The sequence below is a fragment of the Streptococcus mitis genome (assembly GCF_003942865.1).
GTDB classification, from domain to species: domain Bacteria; phylum Bacillota; class Bacilli; order Lactobacillales; family Streptococcaceae; genus Streptococcus; species Streptococcus mitis_BI.
The window spans coordinates 1-15840 of record NZ_RJNZ01000002.1 but is presented as its reverse complement, the minus strand read 5'-3'; the positions used below and the strand labels follow the sequence as shown (position 1 = coordinate 15840).

Annotated in this window: 11 protein-coding genes; 2 read left to right on the top strand and 9 right to left on the bottom strand. The window is 42.2% G+C overall.

The window, feature by feature from the left end:
* Window positions 1-103: 103 nt before the first annotated feature.
* From D8845_RS01960 to D8845_RS01920, 9 genes are all read right to left on the bottom strand, one after another.
* Window positions 104-400: a bacteriocin immunity protein gene (locus tag D8845_RS01960; protein ID WP_185757339.1), complete on the bottom strand. Its 297-nt coding sequence runs from the start codon at window positions 398-400 to the stop codon at window positions 104-106.
* A gap of 68 nt (window positions 401-468) precedes the next feature.
* On the bottom strand, window positions 469-1158 hold the full coding sequence (locus D8845_RS01955) for a CPBP family intramembrane glutamic endopeptidase (protein ID WP_125452300.1): 690 nt from the start codon (window positions 1156-1158) through the stop codon (window positions 469-471).
* 232 nt (window positions 1159-1390) lie between these two features.
* Window positions 1391-2872: an ABC transporter substrate-binding protein gene (locus D8845_RS01950; RefSeq protein WP_125452299.1), complete on the bottom strand. Its 1482-nt coding sequence runs from the start codon at window positions 2870-2872 to the stop codon at window positions 1391-1393.
* 103 nt (window positions 2873-2975) lie between these two features.
* Window positions 2976-3899, bottom strand: a complete 924-nt coding sequence (locus tag D8845_RS01945; RefSeq protein WP_000818353.1) for a carbohydrate ABC transporter permease — start codon at window positions 3897-3899, stop codon at window positions 2976-2978.
* A gap of 13 nt (window positions 3900-3912) precedes the next feature.
* Entirely contained in the window at window positions 3913-4842 is a 930-nt protein-coding gene (locus D8845_RS01940) for an ABC transporter permease (RefSeq protein WP_001032152.1), read from the bottom strand.
* A gap of 323 nt (window positions 4843-5165) precedes the next feature.
* Complete coding sequence (locus tag D8845_RS01935) at window positions 5166-7046, bottom strand: beta-N-acetylhexosaminidase (RefSeq protein ID WP_125452298.1); 1881 nt, start codon at window positions 7044-7046, stop codon at window positions 5166-5168.
* The gene (locus D8845_RS01930) at window positions 7040-7909 is read right to left on the bottom strand and encodes an ROK family protein (protein WP_185757337.1); all 870 of its coding nucleotides are present in this window, start codon (window positions 7907-7909) and stop codon (window positions 7040-7042) included. The genes D8845_RS01935 and D8845_RS01930 overlap by 7 nt, the downstream gene beginning before the upstream one ends.
* Before the next feature lie 83 nt (window positions 7910-7992).
* Window positions 7993-10638, bottom strand: coding sequence for an alpha-mannosidase (locus tag D8845_RS01925; RefSeq protein ID WP_125452296.1), 2646 nt, complete (start codon window positions 10636-10638; stop codon window positions 7993-7995).
* A gap of 211 nt (window positions 10639-10849) precedes the next feature.
* Window positions 10850-12130: a glycoside hydrolase family 125 protein gene (locus D8845_RS01920; protein WP_125452295.1), complete on the bottom strand. Its 1281-nt coding sequence runs from the start codon at window positions 12128-12130 to the stop codon at window positions 10850-10852.
* A gap of 170 nt (window positions 12131-12300) precedes the next feature.
* Here D8845_RS01920 and D8845_RS01915 point away from each other — a divergent pair, with 170 nt between their 5' ends.
* Both D8845_RS01915 and D8845_RS01905 read left to right on the top strand, forming a co-directional pair.
* Entirely contained in the window at window positions 12301-14397 is a 2097-nt protein-coding gene (locus D8845_RS01915) for a GH92 family glycosyl hydrolase (RefSeq protein ID WP_125452294.1), read from the top strand.
* A 296-nt stretch (window positions 14398-14693) separates the two neighbouring features.
* On the top strand, window positions 14694-15840 hold a 1147-nt coding region (locus D8845_RS01905), incomplete at its 3' end, for an ISL3 family transposase (RefSeq protein WP_125452292.1).

Below are 15840 nucleotides of genomic sequence, written 5' to 3'. Positions count from 1 at the left end.
TTTTCAGAATTTTTCATCTAACTATACTAGTATACCTGCTTGAGAAAACGAATGCAATTTATTTGACTGGAAATTGTAGAAAGGGATTTATCCCTGCATTTCGTCAGTAGCCATAGCGAATGACAGATAATTCTCTCAATTTTTTGATCTGCTCAGCTTGACTTTCTGACAGAATCAGCTTATTGTCAATCAACACACGTGAGATGTCAACATTCATTTGACTCAAAATAAATGGAGTAGAGGTCCCATCGTTCTTTAATCGCTTTTTATAAATCACTAACTGATTTTTCAAGGGAGTCAGCTGAGGCGTATCCTTTATATCTTCCAATAGATAATCTATGATAGCCATCGCTTCACAACGTCTTTCACTTCCTCCGGCAAACCATTTTAATGGTGTCATACTCATTTACCTCCTGAAATTCGTTTATAAATTGAAAAACTATAATCCCTAACTCTCATGCTAATATTTTACCCAAACACCCTCTGTAAAAAAGTCAGCAAAAATGGTAATGTTGCGAAAATATTATTAATCACATGCACCGCATAGGAAGGATAAATGCTCTTGGTATAGCGGGTCAAACTAGCAAAGATGATGCCAGATGTTGCAAAGACGAAGATATCTAACAAACTAGGCAGGCTTGAAAAATGAGGAAGAGCAAATAAAATGGAAGGAAGAAGCAAATCAAGACCAAATCTCGAATGCTTAAAAAAGGCGTGTTGCAGTAATCCTCTATAGATTAGCTCTTCCATAAGTGGAGTCAGAAAGAACAAAGTTATATAGATACCGAGCTCAGCAAAGTTGGTCCCACTATAACCGATCAATACAGCCCAACCTTCAGCAGTTGACTGAACATGTTTAGCTGTCTGAACGTTAAAAGAGATATAGAGCACTACCACAAGTACTGTCAAAATCGAATACCAAATCCATTTTTTTCTCGGAATGCGAAAGAGATAACCATGGCCTGTCTTAACCAGAATCCAAATCATGACTCCGCTAAATAGTAAACTCAAGATATTTTGAATCCAGACGAAATTGCCAATCTGGGAAGAAAATTGCCAATAATTTTGGACAATAAGCGTCAGCTGAGAAAGACCAAATACGAAAAATAAGTAAGAGAAAACTGCACTTATTTTGAAAACAAGCTGATACTTCTTCATATGAACTCTCCTTTGTAAACTCGAGATATCTCTAATATAAGCTATATTTTCCTAAATCTTTACTCCAAATCCTAAATGTTACTTGATATTTCCTGAATGGTTAAATAGTGATAAGAAAACATGGATATCTATGTTCTTGTTTCAAAAAATCACTGCCTCCCCCAGACAAACCTGAGGAAAACAGTGATCACATTTTTAGGAATTAGGAATGAATACACGAAATCAATTGATCTTATGATTTTTTGTTTTTCAAGAATTCATCGTATTGTTTTTGCATTTCGTTCAATACTTTTTCGTAGGCACCTTCAGATTTCAATTTTTCCATCAATTCTGGAATAGCTTTGTCTGGGTCTACAGTACCAGTGTTGATAGCTGTATCGAATTGTTGCATTGTGTTAGAGATTGCTGAGATTTCAGATTTCACATTGTCAGTGTTAAAGATGAATCCAAGCGCTGGAGATTCTTTAGCTTCTGCCAATTGTTTCTTAGAATCTGCAATTTGTTGATCTGTAACGTTTTCGTTGATGTAAAGGATCCAGTTGTTACCAGTGTTCCATCCACCCATGTGAGTGTTTCCTTTGTAGCCATCAAGTACTTTAACACGGTTTTCTTTTCCTTCAATTTTCTCCCAGTTCTTGCCTTCTGGACCGTAAACAAGACCGTTCAAGAGTTCTGCGTTAGTGTTCAAGAGATTCAACACTTCCATTGATTTTTCTTTGTTCTTAGAGTTGTTTGAGATGACAAAGTTAGCAACTTGTGTTGTTTGGTTTTTCTTGATGAAGTTAGTGATTGGTTTGATTTGGATATCTTTATTCGCAACACGTGAAAGCAAGCTGTTACTGTAGTCAGCTGGTCCTACTGTTTCTTCACGAACGAACCAAGTATCTTGTTGAAGGTCAAATGAAGTATCGCTTGTTGCTACGTCTTTTGGAATGTATCCAGCTTCATAGAATTTGTGAAGAGTCTTCAAGTGTTCTTTGAAACGAGGTACTTCGTAACGGTTTACAATCTTAGTAGTGTCCCCTTCAAGGTCAATAACGAATGGAAGTCCATTTGGAACTGGGTAGTCAAAGTTATCAGATGGGATGAAGTTCTTAGTAACCGCAAATGGCACTACATCTGGAGCTTTTTCTTTGATTTGTTTCAAAACTGGTTCAAGTGTTTCATATGAAGTGACACCTGAAATATCGATACCGTATTTAGCAAGAAGAGTTCCGTTGAAGGCGAAGTTTTGAGATGATGCAACGTTGGCTGCAACTGGAACTGCGTAAATTTTACCGTTAATGCTGTTACCTTTGATGTAAGCTGGGTCAAGTGCTTTGTAAAGTTCTGCCCCTTCTTTCTTGTACAAGTCAGTCAAGTCAGCATAAGCACCTTTTTGAGCATTTACAACATAGTTAGATGCAAAGGCGATATCATAGTTTTCACCAGATGATGTGATAACTGACATTTTCTTATCATAGTCACCCCATCCAAGATATTGGATATCCAATTTAGCACCAACTTTTTCTCCGATGATTTTGTTAGCATTTTCTAGCAATTCATCCAAGTTATCTGGTTTGTCACCAATTTGGTACATTTTGATAACCGTTTTTTCACCTGAAGCTGAGTCAGCAGCTTTCTTGTTACCTGAAAGGTTTCCACAAGCAGCGAGACCAGCAGCCAAAGCGACTACACTAGCAGATGCAAAAGCATATTTTTTCCAGTTTTTCATGACAAAAACTCCTTTTTTTATTTTTAAACTTATAAACAATGTAATGATCTTAACTTCACGCAAGGGAAGTTTGGAAATGAGAAATGATTTTTCTCAACAAGCACTATTCTTTCACACCACCGATAGTCAAACCTTTTACAAAGTAGCGTTGGAAGAATGGATACAAAATCGCGATTGGAAGTGTTGCCACCACAACCATGGCCATACGTCCTGTTTCTTTCGGTAGAGCAACTCCCAGTTGACCAGATAGGCCGACTGCTTTGGCGATGTAGTCCATATTTTGCTGGATTTGCATGAGCAAATATTGCAATGGATACAAGTTGTCACTCTTGATATAAAGAAGGGCGTTGAACCAGTCATTCCAGAAACCAAGAGCTGTTAAGAGCGTAATGGTTGCGATACCTGGTAGTGACAATGGCAAACAGATTTGGAAGAAGATCCGGGCCTCACTAGCACCATCGATACGAGCGGATTCTAGAATAGCTTCTGGAATGGTCTTCTTGAAGAAGGAACGCATCAAGATGATGTTAAATGGTGAGAGAAGCATTGGAACAATCAAGGCCCAAACTGTATCACCAAGTTGAAGTAAACGAGTGACCACGATATAGCCTGGTACCAAACCAGCGTTGAACAACATACTAAGAAGGGCAAAAATCGTAAAGAATCTGCGATACTTAAAGGTTGTCCGTGAAATAGCGTAGGCATAAGTTGTTGTAATAAAAACGTTTGTGATAGTCCCCACCACTGTTACAAAGACTGAGATGAAGAGGGCTTGGAGAATTTTATCCTTAAACTGTGCCAAAAACTCAAAACCGTCTAAGCCAAATTGGGATGGGAAGAAGCTATATCCATTTTGGAGGATACTCTTTTCATCTGTCACCGAAATAACGATAACGAATACAAAGGGTAGGATACAAGAGAGGGCAACCAAACCAGAAATGGTACTAAAGAAGATATCTGCTTTCTTACTGAAGGAGTGAATGCCGACATTATCAATTTTTTCTTTTTTAATTTTCTTTTCTGCCATATTCTCCTCCTTTCTAGAACAAAGCTGAGTTTGGATCAACTCGTCTTGCAAGTAAGTTTGATAGGATAACCAGAATCAAGCCGACAACTGATTGGTAGAGACCTGCTGCTGAAGCCATCCCGATATCCGCTGTCTGAGTCAAACCGTTATAAACATATACATCCAAAACGTTGGTTACGTTATAAAGCTGACCAGCATTGTGGGGGATTTGGTAGAAGAGACCAAAGTCTGCACGGAAGATATTTCCGACTGCAAGGATGGTCAATACGGTTACCAATGGTGTCAACTGTGGAATAGTTACATTGCGAATTCGTTGCCATTTGCTGGCCCCGTCCACTGTCGCTGCTTCGTAGTAGGTTGGATCAATTCCCATGATTGTCGCATAGTACATGACACTGCTATATCCAAAGCCTTTCCAAATACCAAGGAAAAGTAGGAGATAAGGCCAAATACCCAAGTCAGCGTAGAAATTGATTTCCTTCATTCCGATAGATTCTAGGAAATGGTTGAACACACCTTTATCAATGTTTAGGAAGGCATCTGTAAAGAAACTGATGATAACCCAAGACAAGAAGTAAGGGAACAACATGGAAGTTTGGAAGATCTTAACCATTCTCTTAGAACGGAGTTCACTGAGGATGATGGCAATCCCTACAGATACAATCAAACCGATAAAGATAAAGCCGAGATTGTAGAGGACAGTATTTCGAGTGATGATAAAGGCGTCTTTTGAACTAAACAAGAATCTGAAATTATCGAGTCCGACCCATTTACTATTCACGATACTATCTATAAATCCATTACTGGTCATGTGGTAGTCTTTAAAGGCAACCACGTTCCCAAATACTGGAATGTAGAAGAATAGAATCAACCAGAGTGCCCCTGGCAAAACCATTAAGAGAAAGATCCAGTTGTCTCTCAAGGTTTTTGAAAACTTATTCATAATTTCCTCCCTTTTTTATTTTGATATCCATCTAAAAATTCCTTTTTAGACTTTTGATAACGATTACATTATTAGTATACTCCTATTTGAAGGTTAGGTTAAACTACTAATTATAGAAAAAACTCCACAAATTATTTTATGTGGAGTACTTTTGAAGAAAGGGATGTTTCACGAGAAACACTCTGCTCAAGGCAAGGTGTTCTTGTTTTTATACTCAATGAAAATCAAAGAGCAAACTAGGAAGCTAGCCGCAGATTGCTCAAAACACTGTTTTGAGGTTGCAGACGGAAGCTGACGTAGTTTAAAGAGATTTTCGAAGAGTATTAAGTTGTATAAATCGTCGAAGCTGTCGCAATAGTATGCCACTGGTTGGCTGTTGTAGCTGCGAAGTCCTTGTCTGCGTAAAAATCAGTAAATGGCAGGATTTCCACTTCTAACTCATCAATACGGTCAAGCTGGCCAGCCAGATAAGCCTCGATGCGACTTTCTGCTCGCTTAATGCGTTGCAAGAGCCCGCCCATACGGATATCGACCGTATCCAAGCCAAAGACCTTGTTTTCTTTCAGCCATTGGTGGCTAAAGAGGGCATGGAAGTCTTCGATTTGGCTTCTGAGTTCTGGTAATTCTTGTCTGGCGATTTCTTGTAGGCTTTCCTTATCATCCACTTGATAGGCTTGACGAATGCGTCGTCCCACATCCACTTTGCTACTTAAAATCTGGTTCAACTGGGTCTGAGTTTCAAAGAGGTAGGCATAGTTGCCAGCTTTTTCTTTAATGTTAGCAAGCGTCTCAGCAGCCTGAGCGAAGTGCGGTTTGTCCTGTTCAGGTGTCATGTGTCGGTCAAGAATCGGACAGAGAATATCCTGATAAAAGACATAGCGGTTAGGGTTGATGCCACTGAGATTGTCCGGCAAATCTGGCAAGAGGTTGGCTAGGTCAATCTGCATAAAATCTTCAACCGAAAGACCTGTATTGGTCTGGAAGTGAGCAGACAGTCGGTCTAGGTCATTGCGATAGCTAAGTTCTGCCCAAATTTGTAAGCTTGGTAGGATAGAAAACTGAGCTGTCTCGCCACCATTGTCTCCCCAACCAGTTACGATGACTTCTTTAATCTGATTGGCACGGCAGGCTTTATTAGCCTCGATAGCCACTAGACGGCTGAAATGGTTGTGAGGCGTAAAACCAATCCACTTCCAAGCACCACCTGCAAAAGCAAGGTCATGACTAATCTTATGATGATTGCGGAAATTACGGTTGTATTTTTCCTCGCTATCCTGATAATAGTCCCAGTAAACCAAGGTTACACGGTCTTTGAGACGGTCTAGGTAGACACGAGTTTCCTCTGGAATTTCCACATCACGGTCGTACTGGCCATCTGCTGACATAAGTTTAAAGAACATATCACTCCACATCTGGCAGTGGAAACCATATTTGTCAGCAATATCCAGCACGCGCTCCAAGTGTTGGCACATGAGGAGACTACGATCCACAACACCGTTCAGAATCAAGTAGCGTCCCAAACCAACCAAGTGGGCTTCGTCCATCCCGATATTGACCTTGCGAGTTTGTAGTTTAGATAGAGTAGCAAACATGCCATCAATCAGGTTATAAACCTTTTCTTCGCCAATGAGAAGAATATCCTCCACATCACGGAGTTCTTGCACTTCCTTGACACCCCATTTAACGAAGGCTGACAAGTGGGCCAAGGTCTGGATACAAGGAACAAAGGTCATGTCAAACTGCTGGGCATAGGCTTCGATTTCCTGTAACTCCTTAGCCGAATAAGCCCCGCGGAAATAGCCAAAGTAAGGCTGTCCTTCAATCTGGTAGGTATCTTCCATGTAAAGCTCAAAGGTTGAGTAGCCCATGAGAGCCAAGACCTCAATCATCTGCTTGGCAGAAGCCACATTCAGCACTGCATTGCGCGAACAGTCAGCCATGTAGGCTAGATCTTCATAAGCTGCCTGCTCCTCAATCTCTACCTTGTCAGCTTCTGACAGAGCTGTTGCCAACAAGGACAAGGCGCGGTAGAGTTGGTGAGGTTTGCGGTAGGTCAATTGATAGTGACCATCCTCACCCTTGATAGAGATAGAGGCTTGGTCAGACTGAGCGACAGCTACTTCTACATCTGGTAGAGAAATGTGCTTTTTTAATACTTCAATAGCTTGCGCTTGTTTGTCACTAAGTCCTGTAAATCTTACCATTGGTTTTCCTCCTGTAGCCAGTTGACAAGGGCTCCGTAGAGATTAGCATCTGCATGATAGGTGCAGGCTTGGATAACTGGTGCGACCGTGTATTCTTCGTAGGTATCGACAAAGTCTTCAACAGCTTCCTTGACACCTTGGATGAAATCTGGATTTTGACTGATAGAGCCACCCAGACTGATGATATCTGGATCGATGAGATACTGGATATTGAGCAAGCCTTGCACCAGATTTCGGTTCATGCGCTCAATAGCTTCTTGGCAAAGGATATTACCAGCTGCAGCCTCTTGGTAAATCTTGCGACCGTCCCAATCAGTCTGACCAGATTTTTCAATCACGTAGCGCACCATATTTCCAGTTGACGCTAGTTGCGACCAGTTGTTGAGTTTTTCCGCAGGGGCAAGGGTTGTCATGTAGCCAAATTCTCCACCCAAGCCATGGCGTCCTCGGTGAAGTCTACCGTTGATAATCATGGCTCCACCGATCCCAGTCCCAATTACGACACAGGCTGCATTTTCAAGCTCTGGATGAGCAAGCAATTCACTGAGCCCAACGCAGTTGGCATCATTTTCAAGATGGACAGGTAGCTGATGATGGGCAAGGGCTTCATACCAAGAAAAGCCGTGGATATAAGGAACGGCACTGAAGCCATCAATCACACCAGTTTCTTGATTGACCGCTCCTGGAACGCTCATGGCAATCCCGCTGTAATCCTGCTCTGACAAGCGCTGGTCTAGCCAAGCTAATAAATCCTCCAAGCTTTCTGGCGTTGGAATGCTTGTCTTATCCAATATTTTCCCATCAGGAGTCAGACTAGCAAACTTAATACCAGTCCCTCCGATATCAATCGTTGCAATGGTCATTGTTTTTACCATAAAAAGGGGCGAATCAGTAGTCAGTTCTTACCTTTTCACCCCTCCTTTCTTTTTATGTTTACTTTTTGAAATTAAATTTCTTCTTTTTTGATCAATTCTGTACGAATCTCTTGCGGTGCAATGAGACCTCTATGAACTGGGTATGGTCGTTCAAGTAGGTCAAGGAAGAGATGTTGACTTTCCGGTACACGCACATTTTCATTACACATATTGTAGTAACGAAGAACATAGCCTTCTTCATTTTCAGCTACCTTAAAGGCTGTCGGACAGATTTGCGGTATGCTGATAACAGAATGGCTCAAGAGGCTACCAGTCGCAGCCACGCTTCCTTCTTGTTTAGCAAGCTGAAGGCTAGTAAATGGTGTCTGCAAGGCCTTAGCACGACGGAAAGCTGAGAAGCGTTCTTGGGCTTGGTGGCATTCAAGCGCAAACTCAACTTCAAACTCACGCAAGCATTGTGCTTCTGGTGTTGGGAAGTAACCCCAGTCACCTAGCTCACCTGATGCACGCAAAATAGTCACTGCAATGGTGTCGTCTCCAAGGATTTCGTATTCATTCAATCCCTTGTTGGATACAGTTACACCCTTTTCATCGTCATACAGACTGACAAAGGCTTGTTGGTGTTGAGGATTTTCAGGATTTTCCCATGAAGCAGCTGGTTTGTTTGGTCGTGTCACCACCTCATAGATGCTTTCAGAATCATTGCTTGGACGCGTGTTATGAGTCTTGACCAAGAGACGTATACGGTGGTCTTTGGCAGTGTTAGTAAAGCGAGTCTTGCAACGGATTTGTGGATTATCAACGAAGACAGTCATCTCAGTTTCCAGAGGAATACTTGTTAACTCTTCTGAACGTCCAGCTTCACGCTTCATAAACTCGATGATGCCTTTTTGCTCTTCTTCTAGCTTTTCATCTGCACTGACAGGCATAGTCAATTCATGTTTGAGCAAAATCTTAGCGTAGCGAGCTGTGTTTTCCAAGACCTCGTAGCCCTTAAGCTCTGCATAGATTGGCTCTGTTCCTTTTGGTTGGAAATAGATATACTCGTTTCCGATGTCTCCACGGTCTTCGAAGCGGATAAAGTCTTCATAGGCTTCGTGAGTTGTCTTATCATAGACTGTGATGTTGTCATCCACACTTACCGTTACAAATGGTGTATCAATCACCCCGTTTTGGTAAATGCCTTCACGGTGTTCTTGTTCTCCTTCCAGCAATTGGAAAGTTGTCCAAAAAAGCGGCGCTAGGTGAACTGGGATGGTCACGCGCACTTGACGAGCAATACGAGCTTGGCGGAACTTGTCTTTTGGTAAATCGTACTCAAAATTAGCTCCAAGGTCTTCGATTTTAGCCTCTACAGGACGACCATCCAAGTCCTCCACACGGTAACTTGGCAAGGTAAGAGCAGCCATCTTCTTGTAGCCTTCTGTTGGGTGCAATTCCTTGAAATCACAAGTCGCCACATCAATCACTGTGCTGACAGTATCGACCTTATCATGCAAGCCTGTGTTAATAACAGTAAAGAGATAATCGCTTTGAGCCTTAGACGTAGCAATTTTACCCTTCCACTCATTAAGAAGATTGCTCTTAACAAAGGTTCCGACTTGGTTGACCTTTGCAAAACGCGTTTCCATCTCGCGATGAACTTCGTCCACGCTACAGCCACAGATGCTATCATGCGGCGCATTTTGCAAAAGAGTTTTCCAAGCATAGGTCAACTGGTCCTTGTGGTTATGACCCCCAGTGATAATCGTCAAGGGTTCTACAACTTGCTCTAGGAGGTTGCTATTTTCTTGGAAGGCTTGTTTGAGATAAATACGAGATGAAGAAGTGTTGGCAAGTGTGTACCAGCCATCTGTTTCCTGACTGGTCAACTCACCTGTAACCGTTGATAATTGCTCTGGTAGGGCACTTTCCACGGCTTGGACATACTCATCAAAGGAACTATGAACAAAGGTTACATCTGGGAAGAGTTCATTTGCTACACGAATGGCTTCACTCAGATTTTTCTGCACAGGCTGATGATCACAGCCGTTCATCATCAACCACTGGTTGGTCGAAGCATAGTCACGCACGTCTGCCAGTTTTTGTTTCCAGAAGGTCAAGGCCTCTTCTTTATCAACTGGAATTTCATTCCCATTACTATACCAGTTGGCAAAGAGAATACCGAGGACACGACTACCATCCGCACCCTGCCAGTACATTTCTGAAAACTGGGAAGTAAACTGCTCATCTTCGAGGACTTGGTTGTCAAACCCAATCGGCTTTACACCACGACCAAAGGCTGCCACGTGAATGCCTGATTTTTGAAGGATTTGAGGCGCTTGTCCCATATTTCCAAAAGTATCAGGGAAGTAACCAATCTGAGTAGATTTGCCCCATTTTGCACATTCTGCTTGACCAATCAATGTATTGCGGACATTGGCTTCACTTGAAATCAAGTAATCATCCTGCAAGATGTAAAAAGGACCAATTTTAAGTTTGCCTTCGTCGATGTATCGTTGGACTTTGTCGCTATTTTCAGGGCGAATCTCCAAGTAGTCATCAAGGACAATGGTTTGACCATCCAAGTGGAAGCTCTTGAACTCAGGGTCATTTTCAAAGAGATCAAAGAGATTGTCAAATAATTCCACCAACTGCATACGGTGGCTTTCAAAAGGCAAGTACCACTCACGGTCCCAGTGACTATGTGAGATAATATGTACAACAACATTTTCCATGAAGTAAAACCTCATTCTAAATTTAAATTTTTATTGTTAACGTTTTAAATGTAAATTTGTGATTCTGACAAGAATCAGTGAAGCGAAAGCGAGCTCCTTATACTCAATGAAAATCAAAGAGCAAACTAGGAAGCTAGCCGCAGGTTGCTCAAAGCACAGCTTTGAGGTTGCAGATAAAGCTGACGTGGTTTGAAGAGATTTTCGAAGAGTATTAGCGGATATCCAAGTAATCCAAGACCAATTCACAGAACATCATGTTGGCCCAAGAGAACCATTCACGAGAATAAAGAGTTGGGTCATCCACGTGGAAGCTTTCGTGCATAACACCTGTACCACCATCGCAAGCAACCAGCTGATCCAGCAAGAATTTTTTCTCTGCCTTATCTCTCGTTGTCAAGCCTTGGATAGACAGAGCGATTGGCCAGATATAGCGATAGAAGGTATGAGAACTTCCGAGACCGCTAGCGTATTCTCCTTGGTAGAAGTATGGATTTTCAGGGCTCAGAATGGTACGACGAGTTGCTTGATAAACTTCATCATCGACCGAACAGTAACCCAGATAAGGTGCAGCCAGCAGACTTGGTACGTTTGGATCATCCATGATGCTAGCATTCCCAAAACCGTCTACTTCAAAGGCATAAATCTTTTCGCCCTTGCTGTTGCTTGTATAGGCGTAGTTTTCGATGCCTTCTTGGATCTCCGCTTTGAGACGCTTAGCATCAGCAATAACACTCTCGCTATCAGCTAGGTCTAGTTCTGCAAAGATTTCTTGAACATACCCCAAAACAACAACTGCAAACATATTTGACGGAATCAAGTAACTATACTGACAACAGTCATCACTCGGACGAAAGGCTGACCAAGTCATACCTGTCACTGCAAAGTCAGGGCCAAATCCATCATTTACCAAGGTGTCTTCCTTACGGTCCGTATCTCGGACAAAACGATAAGGAGAGTTCTTGTGGTCTTGTTCCACTGTCCAGAGGTGAAGAATTTCCTTGGTCGCTGCGACAAAAGTCTCATCAAACTGACTAGTCTCGCCAGTCTCTTTCCAGAGGAGATAAGCCAGCTGCAAAGGATAGCAAAGCGAGTCTACCTCGTACTTGCGTTCCCAAATCCAGCCGTTAAGGTCTGTGTGGTCAGTCTCATGGTGACCCTTCCAGTTCTCCTCAATGTTAAAGGAATTGGCATAAGGATCCTTGAGTACCAAGGTCATCTGACGTTTGACCAAACCTGCAATGGTCTGACGCAGAAAGGTATCTCTTTTGGCCACATGAAGGTAGGGTCTGAGTTGGGCTGTCGAATCTCGAAGCCACATAGCAGGAATATCTCCTGTGAGCACAAAGGTTGAACCATCTTCTAGGATTTCAACCGTATTGTCCAAGGTGTCGGTGTAGCAACGCTCGAAAACATCCACCCACTCTGGATGATCCTTAGCCCGCTCTGCCACTTCATCTAGCCATTCTCTAACAATTTCTTTTGAATAAATCATCGTGCAGTATCCTCTTTCAAACAAGTTTCATTTTCAGTATATAGCTTTTGAGACAGAAAATACATACACAAATGATAGTCATTTTTCTACAAAATAGTTATCTTTGAAACTCCTTTTCTAAAAGTTATCTTTTTCTGATATAATGTAGAAAAACAGCTAAAGGAAAGACCATGAAACCACTACTTGAAACCATCGATACCCGCTTTGGAACTACCAGCAAGCATGCCTTTTCTCGGGGAAATACCCTGCCATACACAGGCGTGCCTTTTGGTATGAATTACTTTGTACCCCAGACCAGTGACCAGGATGGATCTTGGTTTTTTGATCCACATCTGCCTATCTTTCAGGGGATTCGATTGACCCATCAACCAAGTCCTTGGATTGGGGACTACTCTTGGCTCCTTCTGACACCTGTCACAGGCCAGCTAGGTGGAGACAGCCTCTTCCATCGTCAGTCTTCCTATGATATGGATAAGACCTCTTTCCAACCTCATTATCTGAAAATTTTCTCCCTGCGCTATCAGATTGAAAGCCAGCTCACACCGACTTGCTACGGTGCTTCTATTCGTTTGGAACAAAAGCAAGGTAAAGCCCTCTCCCTCTATCTTCACGTAGCAGATGAACTGACCGTGGAGCAAGTAGATAAGCGAACTCTTGCCCTGCGACAAGAAGGTAAAACTGAAACCAACAAAAATCCACTGATACTGTTCACTACCCTGCAAATGAATACGGATATTCTTGCTATCAGCCAAGAAGGGGGAGACTGGCGAATTGACTTAGCAGATAGCCATGCTGAGATTCAGCTAGCAACTTCTTTCATCTCGCCTTCTCAAGCACTGCTTAATCTACCTAAAAAAGATTTTGATAGCTGTAAAGCAAGTGCACAAAAAGATTGGGAAAATCTCCTCCATCGTTTTGACATTATAGAGACAGGAGAAGCTGACCGAACCTTCTTCGATCACTGCCTTTACAGACTCTTCCTCTTTCCACAGACTTTTTATGAGGTTGATGAATCAGGGCAAGCCATCCACAAAGATCTGGCTACGGGCACTGTCAAGCCCGGTGTTCTCTTCAGCAACAATGGTTTCTGGGATACCTTCCGCACCACCTTCCCCCTCTTTGCCCTTATCATACCGGAACACTACCACCGCTTTTTAGAAGGATTTCTCAATAACTACCGCGATACTGGTTTTCTTCCAAAATGGCTGGCTCCAGATGAACGGGGTATGATGCCAGGTACACTTTTAGACAGTATTATCGCAGATAGCGCCTGCAAGGACATGGCCCCCAACCTAGAAGAAGAACTCCTCCAAGCCATGCTTGAAACAGCCAGCAAGGCCGACCCTCTCGGCATCAATGGTCGTCACGGACTAGCCCAATACCAAGAACTAGGCTACCTCTCTACCGACCACCACGAAAGCGTCAGCCACACCCTAGACTACGCCTATAGCGATTTTTGTATCGCTCGCTGTGCTGAAAAACTAGGGAAAATAGAAATCGCTGAAACCTACAAGGCCGCATCACAAAATTACCGCTATCTATTTGACGCTGAGACAGGTTACATGCGAGCGCGTGATAACCAAGGAAACTTCCACCCTGACTTCTCTCCTTATAGTTGGGGACGCGACTATGCCGAATGCTCTGCCATTCAAGCAACTTTAGGTGTCCTCCATGACATCCCAGACTTAATCCAACTTATGGGTGGAAAAGAAGCCTTTAGCAACTATCTTTTGAAAGTCTGTCAGGAGGCTCCCCTCTTTGAGACAACAGGTTATGGTTACGAGATTCACGAAATGAGCGAAATGGCTACTGCTCCTTTTGGACAAATAGGCATTTCCAACCAGCCGAGCTTCCACATTCCTTATCTCTTCCGCTACAGCAACTACCCTGACTATACTGCCCTTCTCATCAAGACTCTCCGTCAGAAAGCCTTTCATTCAAGTTGGGAAGCCTATCCTGGCGATGAAGACAATGGTAGTCTATCGGCCTGGTACATCTGGTCGGCTCTCGGTTTTTATCCGACCTGTCCAGGAAAACCAAGCTATGATCTTGGAATCCCTATCTTTGACCACCTCCGAATCTATCTTGCCAAAGAAGATAAATGGCTAGATATTCATACTGAGCAAAACCACAGCCATTTTAACTTTGTAAAAGAATGCCGACTGGATAAGACCCCTATATCTAGCATTCAACATCAAGACCTCCTAAAAGCTGAGCAAGTGACCTTCACCCTCAGCTGGTTGCCAAGTCACTCGTCAACTTCCTAATACTCAATGAAAATCAAAGAGCAAACTAGGAAACTAGCCGCAGGTTGCTCAAAACACTGTTTTGAGGTTGTGGATAGAACTGACGGAGGCAGTTACATATACCTACTACCTACGGAAAGGCAAGGTTGACGTGGTTTAAAGTGATTTTCGAAGAGTATAAAATGCAAAAATCTGGCTCTATAATATTTGTAGTGGGTAAATCCCCTATAGATATTATGGAGCCTATTTTGTTGTAGAAAAAAGTCCCATAAGATCTATAATGAAAAGCGACAAAACAACTCATTAGAAAGATTCATATGGAACCATTACATTTTATCACAAAACTACTCGATATCAAAGACCCAAATATCCAAATTATAGATATCATCAATATGGATACACACAAGGAAATCATCGCTAATCTCGATTATGAGGCTCCACCTTGTCCTGATTGCGGAAGTCTAATGAAGAAATATGACTTTCAAAAACCGTCTAAGTTCCCTTACCTCGAAACAACTGGTATGGCTACTAGAATTCTACTTAGAAAGCGTCGATTCAANTGCTATCATTGCTCGAAAATGGCGGTCGCCGAAACCTCTCTCGTCAAGAAGAATCATCAAATCCCTCGTATTATCAACCAAAAAATTGCGCAAAAATTGATTGAAAAGTCTTCTATGACCGATATTGCTCATCAGCTGGCTATTTCAACTTCAACTGTCATTCGCAAGCTCAATGACTTCCGTTTTAAGTCTGATTTTTCTTACCTCCCTGAGATTATGTCCTGGGACGAGTACGCCTTTACAAAGGGAAAGATGAGCTTTATTGCGCAAGATTTTGACAATCTAAATATCATCACTGTTCTTGAGGGAAGAACACAAGCCATCATTCGAAATCACTTTCTTAAATATGATAGAGTCGTTCGTTGTCAGGTGAAAATCATTACTATGGATATGTTTAGCCCTTATTATGACTTGGCTAAACAGCTTTTTCCTAATGCAAAAATTGTACTTGATCACTTTCACATTGTACAACATCTTAGCCGCGCTATGAGTCGTGTGCATGTTCAAATCATGAATCAATTTGAACGAAAATCCCATGANTACAAGGCTATTAAACGTTACTGGAAGCTCATTCAACAGGACAGTCGTAAACTTAGCGATAAGCGATTTTATCGCCCTACTTTTCAGATGCACTTGACGAATAAAGAAATTCTAGACNAGCTTTTGAGCTATTCAGAAGACTTGAAACATCACTACCATCTCTACCAACTCTTGCTTTTTCACTTTCAGAATAAGGAACCCGATAAATTTTTCGGGCTCATTGAGGACAATCTAAAGCAGATTCATCCTCTTTTTCAGACTGTCTTTAAAACCTTCCTCAAGGATAAAGAGAAAATTGCCAACGCCCTTCAATTACCCTATTCCAACGCCAAATTAGAAGCGACTAATAATCTTATCAAATCAA

What these genes read in the sequence shown, in the direction of transcription:
- D8845_RS01950 (WP_125452299.1), bottom strand. Translation starts at nt 2,872, where the DNA reads ATGAAAAACTGGAAAAAATATGCTTTTGCATCTGCTAGTGTAGTCGCT.
- D8845_RS01960 (WP_185757339.1), bottom strand. Translation starts at nt 400, where the DNA reads ATGACACCATTAAAATGGTTTGCCGGAGGAAGTGAAAGACGTTGTGAA.
- D8845_RS01945 (WP_000818353.1), bottom strand. Translation starts at nt 3,899, where the DNA reads ATGGCAGAAAAGAAAATTAAAAAAGAAAAAATTGATAATGTCGGCATT.
- D8845_RS01920 (WP_125452295.1), bottom strand. Translation starts at nt 12,130, where the DNA reads ATGATTTATTCAAAAGAAATTGTTAGAGAATGGCTAGATGAAGTGGCA.
- D8845_RS01940 (WP_001032152.1), bottom strand. Translation starts at nt 4,842, where the DNA reads ATGAATAAGTTTTCAAAAACCTTGAGAGACAACTGGATCTTTCTCTTA.
- D8845_RS01915 (WP_125452294.1), top strand. Translation starts at nt 12,301, where the DNA reads ATGAAACCACTACTTGAAACCATCGATACCCGCTTTGGAACTACCAGC.
- D8845_RS01930 (WP_185757337.1), bottom strand. Translation starts at nt 7,909, where the DNA reads ATGACCATTGCAACGATTGATATCGGAGGGACTGGTATTAAGTTTGCT.
- D8845_RS01925 (WP_125452296.1), bottom strand. Translation starts at nt 10,638, where the DNA reads ATGGAAAATGTTGTTGTACATATTATCTCACATAGTCACTGGGACCGT.
- D8845_RS01935 (WP_125452298.1), bottom strand. Translation starts at nt 7,046, where the DNA reads ATGGTAAGATTTACAGGACTTAGTGACAAACAAGCGCAAGCTATTGAA.
- D8845_RS01955 (WP_125452300.1), bottom strand. Translation starts at nt 1,158, where the DNA reads ATGAAGAAGTATCAGCTTGTTTTCAAAATAAGTGCAGTTTTCTCTTAC.